Source organism: Streptosporangium sp. NPDC006013 (assembly GCF_040614275.1).
GTDB lineage: Bacteria > Actinomycetota > Actinomycetes > Streptosporangiales > Streptosporangiaceae > Streptosporangium.
This window is the reverse complement of sequence record NZ_JBEXUE010000055.1, coordinates 15,451-32,608: the sequence shown is the minus strand read 5'-3', so window position 1 is coordinate 32,608 and position 17,158 is coordinate 15,451. Positions and strand designations below refer to the sequence as shown.

Here is a 17,158-nt window from a genome sequence, read left to right as displayed (position 1 = left end):
GCCCGTGCCGAGCGCGACGCCGACGCCCAGCGTGACGCTCACGCTGGCCGATGTCTTCAAGAGGGTCGGGCCGTCGGTGGTGGTCATCCAGGCCGCCCGATCTCGAACCCTCGCCCCGCACCGGCGAAACCCCACCCGGCCGGGCCGGAACCGCGCGGCTCACGGGTTCCGGCCGGGAGCGGGCCGTGGCCGTGGCGCAGCCGCCGCCCGGCCTGCTGGTGGAGGCCGACCCCGCTCCCCCGGTGCGGGAGATCGGCACCCTGGCCGCGGTGTCGGTCACCGAGCCCGTCCCCGGCGTTCACCTGCTCGACTTCGGCCGCAATGTCGTGGGGCGGCTCCGGCTGCGGATCGACACGCCGTACCCGGTCCATCTGGTGGTCCGCCACGGTGAGGAGCTCACCGCGACCGGCCGCCTCTACGACGCCAACCTGCGCACGGCCGAGCAGCGCGACGAGTTCCTGCTCCCCGCCGGACGCCATGTCGCGGAGCCCGCGTTCACCTTCCACGGGTTCCGCTACGCCGAGGTCACCGGATGGCCGGGCGGCATGTCCGCGGGCGACGCCGAGGCGGTGCTCCTGTCCTCGGCGCTACCCGTCACCGGCACCCTGACCGCCTCCGACCCCGCCGTCAGGCAGCTGGTCTCCAACATCGTCGCCTCCGCCGAGGGCAACCTGCTCAGCGTGCCCATGGACTGCCCGCAGCGCGACGAACGGGCCGGCTGGACCGCCGACATCTCGGTGTTCGCCTCGACGCTGAGCTTCCTCCGGCACACCCAGGCATTCCTCTCCGGCTGGGTGACGACGCTGATCGACGGCCAGCGGCGGGACGGGGCCGTCCCGCACGTGGCCCCGGTACTGCCCGAGTACGGGTTCGACTCGCCGGTCTGGTCAGACGCGATCGTGGAGGTGCCCTGGCTGCTGTGGCGGCGCTACGGCGACGACCGGACCCTGCGCCGGGCGTACGGGCCGATGCGGCGCTGGGCCGACTACTGCCTGGCGCAGTGTGACGACGGGGTCCGCCCCGGCCGGGCGCTGGGCGACTGGCTGGCCCCCGGAACCGTGGAGACGCCCAAGAGCCTGATCGCCACCGCCGCCCTCGCGCGGAGCCTGCGCCTGATCGCCGACGTCGCCGGCGTGCTCGGCGAGCCGCACGCCAGGGAGTACGGCGAGGCCTCGACCATGGTCTCGGGCGCTTTCCAGCGGGCCTTCCTCACCGAACACCAGCTGCGCACCGAGACCCAGACCGGGTACGCTCTCGCCCTGGCCTGGGACCTCGTCTCGCCTGAGCACCGCGCCCGGACCGCGGCCGCGCTCGCGGAGCTGGTCAGGGCGGACGGCCACCGGCTCATGACCGGTTTCGTCGGCACGCCGCTGCTACTGCCGACGCTCTCGGAGACCGGCCACCATGACGTCGCCTGCCGGGTCTTCAACCAGGAGGGGCACCCTTCCTGGCGCTACCAGCTGCGGGCGGGCGCGACCAGCATGTGGGAGCGGTGGGACGCCTGGCACCACCGGCGGGGCATGCACACCCCGACGATGAACTCCTTCAACCACTACGCCTACGGCTGCGTCGGCGACTGGCTCTTCCGCCACGTCGCCGGGGTCGGCGACGACCCCCGCGGGGTGAGCGGCGGGTTCACCGAACCGCTGCTGCGCCCGGGGCCCGTCCCGCTGCTGCGGCAGGCGCACGCCAGGTACGACAGCCCCGCGGGCACCGTCGAGTCGGGATGGCGCGCCGGGCCCGACGGCCTGCAGTTCGTCTTCCGCGTCCCGCCCGGCGTGACCGCCCGCGCGGTGCTCCCCGTCCACGGCACCTGGGACGGCATGACCGTCAACGGCACCTTCCTGATGGGGCTGGCCGAGCGGCTCCCCACCAGGCGGCTGGCCGACGGCTCGTGCTCGCTGGACCTGCCGTCGGGCCGCTGGTCGATCACGGCTCCGGCCGCCGCCGCCGACCCGCTGCTCTCCGCCTGGGACGAGCTTTGACCACCTCCCCTCCGCGCGGGGAGGGGCCGCCTGCCGGACACCGGGTTCGGGCCGGACACCGGGTTCGGGTCAGCGCACCGCCCGCAGGGCGTCGACGATCCCGTAGCCGTAGAAGCCGTTATGCGGACCGCCTCCCTCGCAGGTGTGCGTCGCGGTCGCCGTGCCGCCGGTCGGCAGGTGCCTGGTGTAGGTGTGGGCGGCCGGGACGGGGCAGGCCGTCCTGGTCGCGGTGCCCTTGAGCACCATCTCCACGACGGCGGGATGCAGCGTCTTGCCACCGTGCACCCGGTCGGGCCGGCCGAACCTGGCGACGATCAGCGCGGCCACCCCGGCGGCGCGTGGCGAGGCCATCGAGGTGCCCTGAAGATACTGGTAGTAGGCGCAGGCCTGGCCCCGGCAGCTGCGGACCACGCTGGTGACGTTGGGCGTGCCGTCGGGGTTGAGCTGACCGCGTTGCCTGGCCAGCGCCTCGGGGTAGGCCGCCAGCGTCGCCCTGGTGACGTCGCGGGTGCCGTCCCCGGTGTCGTAGACGTCACCCCCCGGGGCGGCCACGTCGACGTGACCGTCGCCGTAGTCGGAGTAGTACGCCTTGCGCCCGCTGACCCCGGTCGAGGAGACCGAGATCACATGCCTGCCCTCGCTGGGCATGGAGACGCAGCTCGGCGGGATCGTGCGCGGGCGGGGCAGCTCGCCGGGGGAGCCGACGAAGTCGGGACTGGAGCCGTCGGCGAGCTCCTTGGTGTAGTCGGTGGCACCGTTGCCCGCCGCGGACACCAGGGTCACGCCCCTGTTGTAGGCGTAGGTGAGCGCCCGCTGGGCGGCCTTGATGATCGTGGCCTGCTCCAGCCGCTCGGCCGGGGAGTCCGCCGGGTTGTCGACGCAGTTGAACAGCCACGGGTCGATGTAGTAGCTCATGTTGACCACATCGACGCCGATGTCGGCGGCGTAGGTCAGCGCGTCGACGCTGGGCTGCAGGAAGAAGAAGCCGGAGTCCTGCCCGGCCCGCAGGTTCACGATCGAGACCTTGGGGGCCACGCCCGACATGCCGAGCCCGTTGACGGGTGAGGCGATCGACGACGCCACGTGCGTGCCGTGGTCGTTCTCGTCGACGTCCGCCGGGTCGTTACAGGAGTGGTCCGGTTCGGCCGCGCACGGGCCGTCGACCTCGTTGCCGTCGGCGTCGACGGGGATGTCGACGGTGAAGTTGCGGCTCAGCTCGCGGTTGAAGTTCGGCGCGATGTCGGGGTGGGAGCCGTCCACGCCGGTGTCGATGACACCGACCAGCACGCCCGGGTCGCCCTGCTGGTGCCGGTAGGAGCCGTCCACCGTCGCGTGGATCTGCTTCATGTCCCACTGCAGCTCCGACAGCGGTTCCGCGGTGGGAGCGGCCCCGCCGAAGGTGGAGGCGGCGGGGGCGCCGTCACCGGCCTTCTCCACCGCCCTGGCCTGAACCGCCGGGCGGCCCGTGACTCCCCTGGCGGTCGTGGGCACGCGGCCGATGGACCGGTTGTGGGCGATGTCGTCGATCGCGTCGGCGTCGCGCACCGCCTCGGCGAAGCCGGTGTTCCTCGTCGTGACGGTGGCGACGCCGACCGCGGCGTTCTCCTTGAGGATGCTTCCGCCCGCCGCCCTGATGACCCGCTGGGCGTCGGCGGGACGCGCGCCCTCGGTGTACAGCACGACGTACTCGACCTCCGCGCCCGGTTCGGCGATCACCCGCCGGGCCTGCGCCCGGGGCATCGGCGCGGCTGCCGCGAGGGCGGTGACGGCCACGGCGATGATGACCCGTTTCACATTTACCTCCAACATCGTCAAAAGACCCCCCACACCGACAATCCGAGCGTGTAGATATTTGCCGCCAAGGTGTAATCGATCCAACAAACACCAGAAATCTCACTGCCCCTGTGACCTGCACGCATTGGCGAATCATGCCATCACCGAACCCGCACATGAGGATTCCCACTCCAAAACCAACGAGGGCACGGAATTTCGCACTGTGAAATCCCCTTCAAAAGGGGATGAGGCGTCACCGGCACCGAAATTCGGCGCGGGATCCGATTCGCGACCTACAGGGCCTTCCGCGCGACCGAGGTCTCCGGCACAGCGAGCCCGGCGGGTCTGCCAGAAGGATCCGGGCGAGGACGGCCCCTCTCGGCGAGACCGCTACGAGACACGCCGCGATCACGGCTGCGAGACATGACAGCGCACGCGTACTCTTCCGGCGACACGTTGACGGTGACGAGTGGTCACGGGACCAGGACAGGCGAAAGAGAGCCGACGGCGGCTGTCCTGAAAAGGCCGTCCCGCAGATTCACCCAGGCCCGGGAACTCCTGGCCGCCCATACCGACGAGGACCCGCCGCACCACCCTGTTCCCACGCGACCTGCACCGCCTGGCCCCTTGACCTCGTAGCGACTCTGCGGTGCGGCCCGTCCGGACATCACCGGAACGGGTCGCACCCGCTCGGCGTGACACTCCCTCCGGCACCCGAGCGGGGTCAGCCGGGCGGGCCGACCCGCTCCTGCCTGCCCGGCAGCGAGGTCACGTACGAGATGAGCGCGTGGAGCGGGCCGGAAAGGTCGCCCTCGCCGACGCGCACCGTGTGCGCCCGGCCGCCGTCCTCGACGGTCAGCTCGTAGTCGAAGCGGTCGGGCTGCCCGCTGGAGGCACCGGAGCGCTCCGGCGCATCGGACAGCCCGGCCCGCTCCACCCTGGAGCGCAGTTCGGCGACCTCCTGCGGCGCCAGCGACGCCGAGTCGACCGTGGTGGTCATGACCAGACCGGCGATGCCGCCCCCCCGGACGATCGACACCTTCATGGGCACGATCCTAAACCGGCCCCGCCTGGAGAACCCCGACCTGTTGCCAGGCGGCGCGTACCTTGCGCTGCTCGTCGCCGTCGGCGCCGAACAGCTCCCCCGCCACCTCCACCGTCGCCTCCGCGGCCTGCCGGAAGTCGGAGCGCGGCCGGAGCCGCTCGGTGAGGGTGACGTACCAGATCCGGCCGGCGCGTTCCCAGGCGTTGCCGCCGATGGCGATGGCGGCGAGGTAGAAGGCGTGGTTGGGGATGCCGGAGTTGAGGTGGACACCTCCGTGGTCGTTGGAGGGGTTGCCGTCGTCGGGCAGGTCCAGGTAGTCGCGCATGTGCGCGGGCTGGCGGTCACGGCCGCCCGTGGGGGTCGACCAGGCGGTCCCCGGCGCCTTCAGCGACCGCAGGGCCGTCCCACGCAGGGCGCTGCCCAGGATGCCCTCGCCGATCAGCCAGTCGGCCTGCTCCGCGCTCTGCCCGAGGCCGTACTGCTTGACGAGGGACCCGAAGACGTCGGAGAACGACTCGTTGAGCGCCCCGGACTGCTTGCTGTAGACCAGGTGCGCGGTGAACTGGGTGATGCCGTGAGTAAGTTCGTGGGCGACGATGTCCACGGCCTTGGTGAGGGACCCCTTGTTGAAGATCTGCCCGCTGCCGTCACCGTAGATCATCTGGAAGCCGATCCAGGCGGCGTTGTCGTAGTCGTTCCCGTAGTGGACCGAGGAGACGATCTCCAGCCCCCGCCCGTCGATGCTGTCGCGCCCGAAGACGGTCCGGTAGAAGTCGTAGGTGGCCCCCGCCCCGTCGTACGCCTCGTCGACCGCCGCGTCACCGAACGGCGGATCGCCCTCCCCCCGCCTCTTCTTCCCGGGAAGGTCGAAGTCGCCGCCGTTCTCCGCGTCGTAGACGGTACGTACCATGCCGGGGGCGGGCGCCACGTCGGCGATGGTGAGGGTGAGCCGGCTCAGCGCGCCGGTGACCGACGCGCGCTGCGCCCGGGAGGTCTCCGACGCGGTCAGGGTCCGGAGCGCCGCCTCCCGCTCCTCGGGGGTGCCCTGCTCGGCGACCGCCTCGAGCAGGTCGGGGGGCGCGATGCAGCACGCTGGCATGCTGTCGAAGGTAGTCATACGCCAAGAATCATCGCCGTTCTTGGTGAGCGCACGAGTATCGCCATACTCACCCGCGAAGTTAGGAACGCCTGGTTCGGAGTGGTTGAACCCGCGAAGCGGCACTCCATCCTCCCCGGAGCCGTAACGCGGGCACGGCCGGAGTACACGAGAAACGCACCGCCTGATGCGGGTCTTGTCGATACCGGGTGCGCCGTTGTTGGCGCGCACCGCGACCCACCCGCACTGCAGCACGTCTCTGCGGCAGACCTTGTCATACAGCGCGTGGAATCGACGTCCGGGATCGGCCTTGGCCGCCCGGTACAGCACATGCTGCAAGGCTCGGACCGGATCACGCGGAACCCGTGGTTCCCGCGATCCCTTGGCGGCGGGACTAGCCTGACCGGCACTCACCGGGCCCCCCTCGACAGACACTGCGCATCGACGAAGCAGCGGCCCTTCCCTCACCGCCGGTTGTGTTGTCCGGTCGGCTCGATCGGTACTACGGCCGCCTCCGACGCCCACCCGGCCGACCATCCATTTCCCGGCGTTGACCGGTTATAGGACGCCACGCTCCGGCAACATAATTTCCGCAGGTTGCCGGGCCGGGGAGGGCCTCCCCAGTTCCCGCCGCCACTATCGACACGTTCCGCGCCCCATACGCCGGGGAGTCCTTGACGGCTGCGCTTCCAGGCTCTTCACCGCGTCCGTGGCCTTCGCCCTGGATTCGGGGGCTCAGCTCTCCCTGGTTCCCGACCAATGGCCGGGACCTCTAACGACGCCGCAGGCTTCGCTTCATGCTACGGACCGCATCGTTGCTCCCCCTTGAAAGGGCCTTTGACGCTGGGCTTCGCCCCCGCCCGTTTCCAGACGAGACCGCCAGCCTGCTACCGGGCCTCCTGGCAGCTACCCGGACCGGACTTCCACCGGCAAGCGACGACGAGCTTACGAACAGACAGATCAGCCGCTACGTCACGGCTTCACCTCCGCTCTGCTGGGCGCACGAACGATTGAGGTTAGCGAAGGTCGTTGCGCGGCTGGCGCATCGCCGGCACGGAGCCGTTCGGGTTTGCCGAGACCGGCCCTCCGCAACGGGGGTCCCAGGCAAATGACCACATATCCAAGAGGTCGGGTGGCCAGCACCGCCACCATGCACTCTACAACGCCATGGAACTCGTAGATATGCCAAGAAAGTAGGAGGAAATGGAAAATTCCGACTTGCACTCTCTCTACCCGCACCTGGAGGGACTGTCTACCGACAGAATAATTTTCTGAGAGCGCTCTTTCGGAGTCGAATTTGCTCGCGTTATAGTGCGAAAGACAAGATACATCCAGGATCTGGATATCTACTTGACGGGCCTCGCACGGGCAATCGCGGCTCTTTCCCGCGGGTCGGACGGCGTGGACAGGCCCGAGGGGAACCCCTTGCAACACATCACCCCCGCAACGTAAGCGACCACTGCCCAAGATCGGGGGGAAACTTCAGAGGCGGAGTTGATGCATGGTGGAACGACGCATGTCGGTTGCGACGCACTGGGGTAGTTATATCGCCGTAGTCGATTCCGGCCGGTTGGTGCGAATCGAGCCGAGGCACGATGACCCCGTGCCATCGCCGATCGGCCCCGGAATGGTGACAGCCGCCGACGATAGCGCTCGCGTGTTGCGCCCCGCGGTGCGCAAGGGCTGGCTGAACGGCGAGCCGCGCGCCCACGACACGGCCAGAGGTACGGACGCCTTCGTGGAGGTGAGCTGGGACGATGCGATCACGCTGGTGAGCGATGAACTCCGTCGAGTTCGTTCACAGCACGGAGACAGCGCGGTGTTCGGCGGGTCCTACGGCTGGGCGAGTGCGGGCAGGTTCCACCACGCGCAGGGTCAGCTCCACCGGTTCCTGGCGCTGGGAGGGGGATACACCGACTCTCGCAACACCTACAGCACCGCGGCGTTGGAGGTCATCCTCCCTCATGTGATCGGCGGCCATCCGTGGAGCTACCAGTCCCGGATGCCGATGTGGGGTGAGATAGCCGAGAACTGTGAGCTTGTGGTGGCGTTTGGAGGGCTTGCCCTCAAGAACAGCCAGATCAACCCTGGTGGGCTGGCCAGGCACCAGACGCAGAACCTGCAACGCCAGTGCCGTGAGGCTGGGGTGCGTTTCGTGAACATCAGCCCCATCCGCAGCGATACCGCCGGCTTCCTCGACGCCGAATGGTTGCCCGTCATCCCCAACACCGACACCGCCGCGATGCTCGGCATCGCACACACGATGCTGGTCAACGGGTGGCACGATGAGGACTTCCTTCGCCGGTGCTGCATCGGGTTCGATCGCTTCACCTCCTACCTGGTCGGCGAGCTCGATGGCATCCCGAAGGATGCTGCCTGGGCAGCGAAGATCACGGGCATCAGCCGCGACGCGATCACCGACCTCGCTGGCCGCCTCACCACCCAGCGTTCTCTCATCATGGTCAACTACGCGGTGCAACGGGCAGACCATGGTGAACAACCGATCTGGATGTCTGTCGTACTGGCCGCCATGGCGGGCTCGATGGGTCGGCCTGGCTGCGGCTGGGGCGCAGGGTACGCGACGATGGACGCGACAGGCGTTGCCCCAGATCGCCCCTTCGTGGGGACGATACCCGAGGTTTCCAACCCTGTTCCGGATTTCATCCCAGTGGCAAGGATCGCCGATGCCCTGCTGCATCCGGGCAAGACCATCGACTACGACGGCCAGCGCCTCACGTTGCCCGAGCTTCGCCTGATCTACTGGTGTGGAGGGAACCCGTTCCACCACCACCAAGATCTCCATCGGTTGGCGCGCGCCTGGCAGACCCCTGACACGGTGGTGGTTCACGAAGCCTGGTGGAACACCACGGCCAAGTTCGCGGACATCGTGCTGCCCGTCGCCACCAGCCTGGAGCGCGACGACTTCGCCGCCGGATTTTCGGACCCCCACATCGTCGCGATGCCGAAGGTCCGCGAGCCGGCGGGCGAGTCGCGCACCGATCACCACATCTTCGCCGCCTTGGCCTCCCGGCTCGGGTACGAGCGGGAGTTCACGGAGTCGCGCTCCGAGATCGAGTGGGTCCGACACCTTTACGAGCAGACGAGGGCCAAGCTCGGCGGCGATGCCGCCTTGCCGAGCTTCGACGACTTCTGGCGCAGCTCCACCGCTGAGCTGCCGGCGGCGACCGGACCGTTCCCCGGCAGTTTCGAGGACCTCCGCTCAGATCCGCAGCGTTTCCCCCTACTGACGCCGTCGGGCCGGATCGAGATCTTCTCCGAGGAGATCGACTCGTTCGGCTACGACGACTGCGTCGGGCATCCGAAGTGGTTTGAACCAGTGGAGTGGCTTCGTGCCGATCTGTCGGACCGATTCCCGCTGCACCTGATCTCGAATCAGCCGGCCTCACGCCTGCACAGTCAGTACGACAACGGTGGCCGCAGTCTCAGTTCGAAGATCGGTGGTCGTGAGCCCGTGACGATGAATCCGTTGGACGCTGCGTCGCGCGGCATCGAGAGCGGCATGATCGTGCGCGTCTACAACGATCGAGGTAGCTGTCTCGCGGGCGCGGTCCTGTCGGACGACGTCATGCCGGGCGTCGTGCAACTGTCCACGGGGGCGTGGTGGGATCCGGTCCAGCCAGGCCTGAACGGAACGTTGGACCGCCACGGTAATCCGAACGTTCTCACCGCGGATCGGCCGTGCTCGCGCCTGTCCCAAGGACCGAGTGCTCTCAGTGCGCTGGTCGACGTTGAGCGCTACGACAGCCCCCTTCCCGATGTGCTCGCCTTTTCACCACCAAGCCTCGAGCCTTGAGACGAAAGCTTCCTGCCTCTTCGGGGTCTGAGGAGGGGTCCCAGTAGCAATGAAGAAATTTCCAACGAAATATCCTCTGACCTGGATTGATACGGACCCCTATGTCTAAGGTCGCGATTCGCTTACGGTGTTGACCATGAGCGACGACAAGCCGGAGTTCGGGTACGGCGCGGGCGGTCGCCCGTTGTGGACAGCGCGGGACCGGGACGCTGAGGTCATCCGGACGGTGCTGCGCAAGGCGGGGCGTCGGGAGTTCAGCGAGCGCCACGGCGGGTTCGTCGTTGAGGGCGGCGGCGACGGAAGGCCGTTCCAGGTCGCGTGCGCCGACGACGCCGAGGCGTCCGCGCAGGAGTTCGCCCGGTACTCCGACGACCTGCGCAAGGCCGGGTACCGCGTCGAGGCTGACGCTGGCGATGATCAGATGTTGCTGGTGCGGGAGTCCTCCTGATCGCGTTCGCTCCAGCGCGTGAGGTGGAGGTCAGCGGGGACGGCGGCGCTGGGCGGGGTCGGCTTCGGCGGTGATGCGGGCGGAGGTCTCCTCGCCCAGGCGGACGTACCGGCCGAGGCTGGCCAGGTGCTGGTGGCGGCTTTTGGCCTGCAGCTCGGGGGCGGTCCGTCCGGCCTGAGCGAGATGCTGCAATGCACTGTGCCGGAGCTGGTGCAACGTCCATCCCTGGCGGTGCGGGTCCAGTTCGGCGGAGGCGGTCTTGAACAGGTACTCGGCGCGCGGGTAGGACAGCCGCCCCCGCCCGGTGATCGGGCAGATGTCACCGCGCGCGGGCGCGCGAGATCCGGAAATGGGGGCGCGACGGTCGGCCAGGAACACCGGCCCGGCAGTGCGGTCGGCCAGTAGGCGGGGCAGCAGCCGCGCGGTGGCGGTGGCCCAGTGCACGTACTCGATGGCGCCGCCCTTGGAGCGGACGCGGGCGCGGCGGAACTCCAAGTCGAGGTCCTCGACGTTGAGGCTGAGGATTTCCTCGGCGCGGGCGGCCGTATCGTACAGGAGCCTCCACAGCACCCGTTCCCGCAGGGCGTGCGCGGGGTCGGTGAACAGCTTGTCCAGCCGGGCGGCCGGGATGGCGCGGTCACCGCGCCGGGCGGGCTTGCGCCGCTCCAGCCGCCGGGCCGGGTTGGTGGCCAGCAGGTCCTGGCGCTGGGCCCAGGTGGTGAAGGAGGCCAGCGCGGACAGGTGCCGGTTCCAGGTGGCGGCGGCCGCGGCCGTCCAGCGGTCCATCACCGCGGCGTACTGCTCGGGTGTCAGCGCGGCGACCGGATAGTCCGGCCCGGCCACGACGGTCAGGCGGGCGAGGGTCTCGGCGTAGCCGGTGCGAGTGGTGGCCGCCTGCACCGACTCCAGGAAGCGCTCGACCGCGGCCGTCATCGACGAGGCGGGCGAGGGACCGGCGGCCGGTGCCGGCGGGCCGGGGAAGGACACGACGGACATGGACGTCCTCCGGGCAGGCGATGTGACACATAATGTAGCCGAGTCGCCGTCGTTGCGGCGAACGTCGAGCTGGGCGGACACAGCCCAATGGCAGTCTATGTGACAGATAATGTGAGTTCTGTGTCACGGGTGACGCATGCCTCACCGTCACGCCATATCACTCTCAGTGTTAAGTGAATTACCGTCAGCAGGCAACGAGTGGTGATCACCGGAATCCGGGGGCGGTCGGTCCGGGCGATCATCTCTTGGCAGGAACAGTGGACGGCGACGTGATCGTAGGCCGGTCATGCCAGGCAATCCGCGATTGATGGCCCCCGCGGATGACACCCCGGGGGCAGAGCGAAGGCGAGGTGGCGGGTGCATCTGACCCCGCATGAACAGGAACGCCTGCTGATCCATGTGGCTGCGGATGTGGCCCGCAGGCGCAAGGAGCGGCTGGTTCCCCTCAACTATCCGGAGGCGGTCGCGCTGATCACGGCGCACGTGCTGGAGGCGGCCCGGGACGGCAAGTCCGTCCACGAGCTCATGTCCACCGGCAACAAAATCCTCTCCCGGGCCGACCTCATGCCGGGCGTCGCGGAGATGATCTCCGACCTCCAGATCGAGGCCACATTCCCCGACGGCACCAAGCTGGTCACCATCCGCACCCCCTTCGCAGACGCCGAGGACGAGAACGACGAGGGAGACGGCGAGGAAGGTGAGCGGGAAGCGCGGGCGCAGTCGCTGATCCATCCGGGGAAGATCGACCACCCGGACGGCGCCACGCAGGTGCCCTTCAACGAGGGCCGCGAGATCACGATGGTGGAGGTGACCAACACCGACGACCGTCCCATCCAGGTGGGCTCGCACTACCACTTCTACGAGGCCAACCCTCTCCTCGACTTCGAACGCTCTGTCGCCTACGGCAAACGCCTGCACATCCCGGCCGGCAGCTCGGTCCGGTTCGAACCCCGGTGCACCCGGACGGTGAAGCTCGTGCCCATCGAGGGCAAGCGCATCGTCGCCGGCCTGCGCGGCCAGGTCGGAGGGCAGCTCGATGGATGAAGCCCTGGACGCATCGGCCGACACCGCAGCAGATCAGGCGCCAGGCGTGCTCGCCGCGCCAGTGGCGGAGGGACCGCTGCGGGAGTGCGGGTCCGGCATGGAGATCCTGCCGATCGATCAGCCGCTGACCAGGGTCCAGTACGCCGACCGGTACGGCCCGACGCTCGGTGACCGTATCCGGCTGGCCGACACCAACCTGCGGATCGAGATCACCGAGGACTGGGCTGGCGGCCCGGGGCGCAGCGGCAACGAGGTCATCTTCGGCGGCGGCAAGGTGATCCGCGAGTCGATGGGCCAATCCTGCGCGCCGCGTGACCCGGCCAGGTTCGGCGCCCCGCAGCCGCCCGACACGGTCATCACCGGCGTGGTGATCCTGGACCATTGGGGCGTGGTCAAGGCAGACGTGGGCATCCGGGATGGGCGGATCGTCGCGCTCGGCAAGGCCTACAACGACGAGACCATGGACCGGCTGCACGACGGGCACGAGTACGCCACCGACTTTTTGATCGGCCCGGAGACCGAGGTCATCGCGGGCAACGGCAAGATCCTGACCGCGGGCGGCATCGACACGCACGTGCACTTCATCTGTCCCGAGCAGGTGCACGAGGCGCTGGCCGCCGGGGTCACCACGCTGATCGGCGGTGGCACCGGCCCCGCCGAGGGCAGCACGGCCACGACCGTCACGCCCGGCGCCTGGCATCTGGCCCGGTTGTTCGAGGCGCTGGACGCCTTCCCGGTCAACATCGGGCTGCTCGGCAAGGGCAGCACCATGTCCACCGAGTCCCTGTACAACCAGGTGGAGGCGGGCGTGGTCGGCTTTAAGATCCACGAGGACTGGGGGGCCACCCCGGCCGTGCTGCGCCGCTGCCTGGAGGTATGCCGCGCGACCGGCGTCCAGCTGGCCCTGCACGCCGACTCGCTGAACGAGGCGGGCGCGGTCGCCGACACCATCGAGGCCATCGGCGACCACCCGATCCACGTCTTCCACGTCGAAGGCGCCGGCGGCGGCCACGCTCCCGACATGATCACCATGGCGGGCCTGCCGAACGTGCTGCCCGCCTCCACCAACCCCACCCGGCCCTTCACCGTCAACACGGTCAAGGAGCACATCGACATGGTGATGGTCTGCCATCACCTCAACCCGCTGGTAGCCGAGGACCTGGCCTTCGCCGAGTCACGGATCCGGCCCTCCACGATGGCCGCCGAGGACGTCCTGCACGACCTCGGCGCCATCTCGATCATGTCGTCGGACGCGCAGGCGATGGGCCGCATCGGCGAGATGATCATACGGACGTGGCAGACCGCGCACGTGATGAAGGCCCGGCGCGGCCCGCTGGAGGAAGACCAGCCCGCCGACCGCAACGGCGACCGGGCCGGCGACGGCGGGGCCGACAACCATCGCGCCCGCCGCTACGTCGCCAAATACACCATCAACCCGGCCATCGCGCACGGCATCGACCACGAGGTCGGCTCGGTCGAGGTGGGCAAGCTGGCGGACCTGGTGCTGTGGGAGCCGAAGTTCTTCGGTGTCAAGCCGCACCGGGTGATCAAGGGCGGCCAGATCGCCTACGCCCAAGTGGGCGACGCCAACGCCTCCATCACCACCCCGCAGCCGGTCCTGCCCCGGCCCATGTGGGGGACGACCGGCCGGGCGCCGGGCGCGAACGCGGTCAACTTCGTCACCGACCACGCCATCCAGGCCGGCCTGGCCGACCGGGTCCGCGTGAGCAAGCCGTTCCGGGCCATCCGCGACACCCGCAAGGTGTTCAAGGCCGATATGCGGGAGAACAGCGCCTGCCCCGACATCCGCATCGACCCCGACACCTTCGACGTCGAGATCGGCGGCGCGAAGGCCAAGGACGTCAAGACCGACATCGACGACCAGCTCGTCGACGGCACCCAGTACGCCGACACCCTGCCCATGGCCCAGCGCTACTTCCTGTTCTGACCACCCGCCCCCCGACCACCTGACCGAGCGCCTGAGAGGTGAGCCGCCCGCGATGACCCGTGCCGCCCTGCTGATCCTGGCCGACGGCCGCTTCCCCGCCGGAGGGCACGCCCATTCCGGCGGGGCCGAGGAGGCCATCACCGCAGGCCGCGTGCGGGACGTGGCGAGCCTGCAGGAGTTCTGCCGCGGCCGGCTGCACACGGCTGGCCTGGTCGCGGCCGCTCTCGCGGCCGCGGCCGCCGCCGGGTACGACCCACTGCTGCTGGAGGAGGCGGCCGATGCCCGCACCGCCAGCCCCGCCCTGCGGCACACCTCGCGCAGGCTCGGCCGGCAACTGCTGCGCGCCACCCGAGCCGCCTGGCCCTGCGCCGAACTCGACGCCCTCGCCGCCGCCCGGCCGCGCGGCGCCCACCAGAGCGTGGTGCTCGGCCTGGCCGCCCGCTGCGCCGGACTGACACCGCTGCAGGCCGCCTACGCGGCGGCGTACGAGAGCATCAGCGGCCCGGTCACCGCGACCGTCCGCCTGCTCCGGCTCGACCCCTTCGACGCCACCGCCGTCCTGTCCCGCCTGGCCGCCGACCTCGACCACGTCGCAACCGCCGCGGCCGAGGCCGCGCACCGCGTGCACACCGACGGAGTCGCCGCGTTGCCGGCCGCTGCGGCGCCGCTGCTCGACATCACCGCCGAACAACACGCCACCCGCCCGGCCCGCCTGTTCGCCTCCTGACCACCTGACCACCCCCGCATCCCCGGAGCAGCCATGCACCTCCACCACCACGACGCTCTCGGCGACGGCCCCGCCCCCGGCTCCGGCGGCTCCTCGCCCCAGCCTCGCGACGGCCGCCGCGCGCTGCGCATCGGCCTGGGCGGGCCGGTCGGCTCCGGCAAGACCGCCACCGTCGCCGCCCTGTGCCGCGCGCTGCGCGAAGAACTGTCCATCGCGGTCGTCACCAACGACATCTACACCCGCGAAGACGCCGAGTTCCTGCTGCGTGAGGCCGTCCTGGCCGCCGACCGCATCACCGCCGTGCAGACCGGCGCCTGCCCGCACACCGCCATCCGCGACGACATCTCCGCCAACCTCGAAGCCGTCGAAGACCTGCAGGACCACCTCGGTCCCCTCGACCTGATCTTGGTGGAATCGGGTGGCGACAACCTCACCGCGACCTTCTCCAAGGGCCTGGTCGACGCGCAGATCTTCGTCATCGACGTCGCCGGCGGCGACGACATCCCGCGCAAGGGCGGCCCCGGCGTCACCACCAGCGACCTGCTCGTCATCAACAAAACCGACCTCGCCCCGCATGTCGGCGCCGACCTGGAGGCCATGGCCCGCGACGCCAAAGCCCAGCGCGGCGACCTGCCCACCGTGCTGACCGCGGTCAAGACCGCAGGCGGCATCATCCCCGTGGCCGACTGGATCCGCGGACGGCTCGCCGACTGGACCGCACGCGTCGCATGACCCTCTCGCCCTCTGCGCCCGCACCCGCTCAGCCCCCGCGAGCCCAGTCCGGGCCCGGCGTGCGCGCCACCGCCCGCATCCGCGCCACCCGCGCCGGCAACACCACCGTCCTGCCCACGCTCGCCGGTGACGGCCCCTTCGACCTGCGCCGCGCCCGCCCCCACGGCGACCAGGCGCGCGTGTGCATCCTCGGCGTCATGAGCGCCCCCCTCGGCGGCGACCGGCTGCGCATCGAGGCCACCGCCGAACCCGGCGCCCACCTGCACATCACCACAGCCGCCGCCACCATCGCCCTGCGCGGCCCCACCACCGCCCACGCCACCTACGACGTGCACCTGACCGTCGCCGAGCACGCCAGCCTGCACTGGCTGCCCCAGCCGCTCATCTCCGCCGCCCGCAGCAACCTGCGCCAAAGCTGCACCATCGACCTGGCCCCGACCGCCCGGCTCCTGCTCCGCGAACAGATCGTGCTCGGCCGCGCTGGCGAACCCCCGGGCCGGCTGGCCACCCGCCTGACCGTTCACCGCGACGGCCGCCCCCTGCTGGACCAGCACACGATGTACGGGCCCGAAGCGCCCGGCTGGGACGGCCCCGCCATCGCAGCCGGCCACCGCGCCATCGGCCAGACCCTCATCATCGACCCCGCCCTGGACCGGCACCCGCCCCAGGCCCGCCTGCTCGGCGACGACCCGGCAACCGGCCAGGCCGTCCTGACCCCCCTGGCCGGCCCAGCCGTCTTGGTCACCGCCCTCGCTCCGGACACCCTGCAACTGGACCGCCTCCTGGAGGCGGCCTACGCCATCCGGTGAAGGCCGTGTCGCCGGCCACAAAGCCCTCACCCGCACGTCATGTCACACAACGTCACTAGAACTTCGTGGATGTGGATCAGTGATGATCCAGCAGGAAAGGAACCGCACCATGTCGGAGTCGTTCATCCCGCGCCTGGCCGCCCCGGTCGAGCCCACCGCCACCGGCGCTCACATTGGCATGAGCGCCCTTCAAGATCGCAAGTACCGCCAGTGGTTCAGGGGCGCCGACGTCGATGGTGACGGGATCATCACCCGGCAAGATGTCCTGCTGATGAGCGAGCGTTACATCGCCGCTCGTGGCGCGTCGCAGTCCGCGACCGCCGCTCGGCTCAACCAGGAGCTGGACGCGTTCTGGACCCACGTGATCGCGCCGATGGATCAGGACGGTGACGGTAAGGTCGACCTGCGGGAGATGACCGAAGGGTTCCGGCGGGCCCTGACCGACCCCGCTCTGTACCCGCAGCAGATCCAGTTGGTGGCCGACTGCTATTTCGACCTCATCGATCTCGACGGCAACGACAAGATCGACCAGGAGGAGTTCCAGCAGATCTTCGGCCTGGCTGGCAACCTCCCCTTCGAGCACTGCGCCGCGGTCTTCACCGCCCTGGACCTGGACGGCTCAGGCACGCTGGATCGCACCGAATTCCACCAGGCGCTCGCGGAGTACTTCTACGGCAACGACCCCGATGCCCCCGCCAACCACTTGTTCGGCAAAGTCGCCGACTGACGGACCCCGAAGAG

Annotated in this window: 13 protein-coding genes; 9 read left to right on the top strand and 4 right to left on the bottom strand. The window is 69.8% G+C overall.

The genetic code is table 11. The annotated features are described in order from the left end of the window. Window positions 1-185 precede the first annotated feature (185 nt). A complete protein-coding gene (locus ABZ260_RS11665) occupies window positions 186-1,985 on the top strand; it encodes a family 78 glycoside hydrolase catalytic domain (protein ID WP_355615832.1) in 1,800 nt (599 codons plus the stop codon). Window positions 1,986-2,054: 69 nt separating this feature from the next. Here ABZ260_RS11665 and ABZ260_RS11660 read toward each other — a convergent pair whose 3' ends face one another. The 3 genes from ABZ260_RS11660 to ABZ260_RS11650 form a co-directional block, all read right to left on the bottom strand. Beyond that, window positions 2,055-3,779 (bottom strand): S8 family serine peptidase, encoded by a 1,725-nt coding sequence (locus tag ABZ260_RS11660; protein ID WP_355615830.1) that lies wholly within the window; start codon window positions 3,777-3,779, stop codon window positions 2,055-2,057. A 703-nt stretch (window positions 3,780-4,482) separates the two neighbouring features. Next, complete coding sequence (locus ABZ260_RS11655; protein WP_355615828.1) at window positions 4,483-4,803, bottom strand: protealysin inhibitor emfourin; 321 nt, start codon at window positions 4,801-4,803, stop codon at window positions 4,483-4,485. A 10-nt stretch (window positions 4,804-4,813) separates the two neighbouring features. After that, entirely contained in the window at window positions 4,814-5,920 is a 1,107-nt protein-coding gene (locus tag ABZ260_RS11650; protein WP_355615826.1) for a M4 family metallopeptidase, read from the bottom strand. Between the two features lie 1,480 nt (window positions 5,921-7,400). On the opposite strand from ABZ260_RS11650, the gene ABZ260_RS11645 reads away from it, so the two are divergent. Then, complete coding sequence (locus tag ABZ260_RS11645; protein WP_355615824.1) at window positions 7,401-9,713, top strand: molybdopterin-dependent oxidoreductase; 2,313 nt, start codon at window positions 7,401-7,403, stop codon at window positions 9,711-9,713. 136 nt (window positions 9,714-9,849) lie between these two features. Further along, entirely contained in the window at window positions 9,850-10,161 is a 312-nt protein-coding gene (locus tag ABZ260_RS11640) for a hypothetical protein (protein ID WP_355615822.1), read from the top strand. A gap of 30 nt (window positions 10,162-10,191) precedes the next feature. On the opposite strand, the gene ABZ260_RS11635 is transcribed toward ABZ260_RS11640, so the two are convergent. Beyond that, complete coding sequence (locus ABZ260_RS11635; RefSeq protein WP_355615820.1) at window positions 10,192-11,157, bottom strand: site-specific integrase; 966 nt, start codon at window positions 11,155-11,157, stop codon at window positions 10,192-10,194. A gap of 357 nt (window positions 11,158-11,514) precedes the next feature. On the opposite strand from ABZ260_RS11635, the gene ABZ260_RS11630 reads away from it, so the two are divergent. The 6 genes from ABZ260_RS11630 to ABZ260_RS11605 all read left to right on the top strand — a co-directional run bounded on the left by ABZ260_RS11630 (window position 11,515) and on the right by ABZ260_RS11605 (window position 17,144). Further along, on the top strand, window positions 11,515-12,201 hold the full coding sequence (locus ABZ260_RS11630) for an urease subunit gamma (protein ID WP_355615818.1): 687 nt from the start codon (window positions 11,515-11,517) through the stop codon (window positions 12,199-12,201). A gap of 97 nt (window positions 12,202-12,298) precedes the next feature. Continuing rightward, entirely contained in the window at window positions 12,299-14,149 is a 1,851-nt protein-coding gene (locus ABZ260_RS11625) for an urease subunit alpha (RefSeq protein WP_355615834.1), read from the top strand. A 52-nt stretch (window positions 14,150-14,201) separates the two neighbouring features. Further along, on the top strand, window positions 14,202-14,876 hold the full coding sequence (locus ABZ260_RS11620; RefSeq protein ID WP_355615816.1) for an urease accessory UreF family protein: 675 nt from the start codon (window positions 14,202-14,204) through the stop codon (window positions 14,874-14,876). A gap of 33 nt (window positions 14,877-14,909) precedes the next feature. After that, a complete protein-coding gene (gene ureG, locus ABZ260_RS11615) occupies window positions 14,910-15,608 on the top strand; it encodes an urease accessory protein UreG (protein ID WP_355615814.1) in 699 nt (232 codons plus the stop codon). Between the two features lie 59 nt (window positions 15,609-15,667). After that, window positions 15,668-16,417 (top strand): urease accessory protein UreD, encoded by a 750-nt coding sequence (locus tag ABZ260_RS11610; RefSeq protein WP_355615812.1) that lies wholly within the window; start codon window positions 15,668-15,670, stop codon window positions 16,415-16,417. A gap of 82 nt (window positions 16,418-16,499) precedes the next feature. Continuing rightward, the gene (locus ABZ260_RS11605) at window positions 16,500-17,144 is read left to right on the top strand and encodes an EF-hand domain-containing protein (protein ID WP_355615810.1); all 645 of its coding nucleotides are present in this window, start codon (window positions 16,500-16,502) and stop codon (window positions 17,142-17,144) included. Window positions 17,145-17,158 lie beyond the last annotated feature (14 nt).

What these genes read in the sequence shown, in the direction of transcription:
- ABZ260_RS11605 (WP_355615810.1), top strand. Translation starts at nt 16,500, where the DNA reads ATGATCCAGCAGGAAAGGAACCGCACCATGTCGGAGTCGTTCATCCCG.
- ABZ260_RS11625 (WP_355615834.1), top strand. Translation starts at nt 12,299, where the DNA reads ATGGAGATCCTGCCGATCGATCAGCCGCTGACCAGGGTCCAGTACGCC.
- ABZ260_RS11645 (WP_355615824.1), top strand. Translation starts at nt 7,401, where the DNA reads ATGGTGGAACGACGCATGTCGGTTGCGACGCACTGGGGTAGTTATATC.
- ABZ260_RS11640 (WP_355615822.1), top strand. Translation starts at nt 9,850, where the DNA reads ATGAGCGACGACAAGCCGGAGTTCGGGTACGGCGCGGGCGGTCGCCCG.
- ABZ260_RS11620 (WP_355615816.1), top strand. Translation starts at nt 14,202, where the DNA reads ATGACCCGTGCCGCCCTGCTGATCCTGGCCGACGGCCGCTTCCCCGCC.
- ABZ260_RS11655 (WP_355615828.1), bottom strand. Translation starts at nt 4,803, where the DNA reads ATGAAGGTGTCGATCGTCCGGGGGGGCGGCATCGCCGGTCTGGTCATG.
- ureG (WP_355615814.1), top strand. Translation starts at nt 14,910, where the DNA reads ATGCACCTCCACCACCACGACGCTCTCGGCGACGGCCCCGCCCCCGGC.
- ABZ260_RS11635 (WP_355615820.1), bottom strand. Translation starts at nt 11,157, where the DNA reads ATGTCCGTCGTGTCCTTCCCCGGCCCGCCGGCACCGGCCGCCGGTCCC.
- ABZ260_RS11650 (WP_355615826.1), bottom strand. Translation starts at nt 5,920, where the DNA reads ATGACTACCTTCGACAGCATGCCAGCGTGCTGCATCGCGCCCCCCGAC.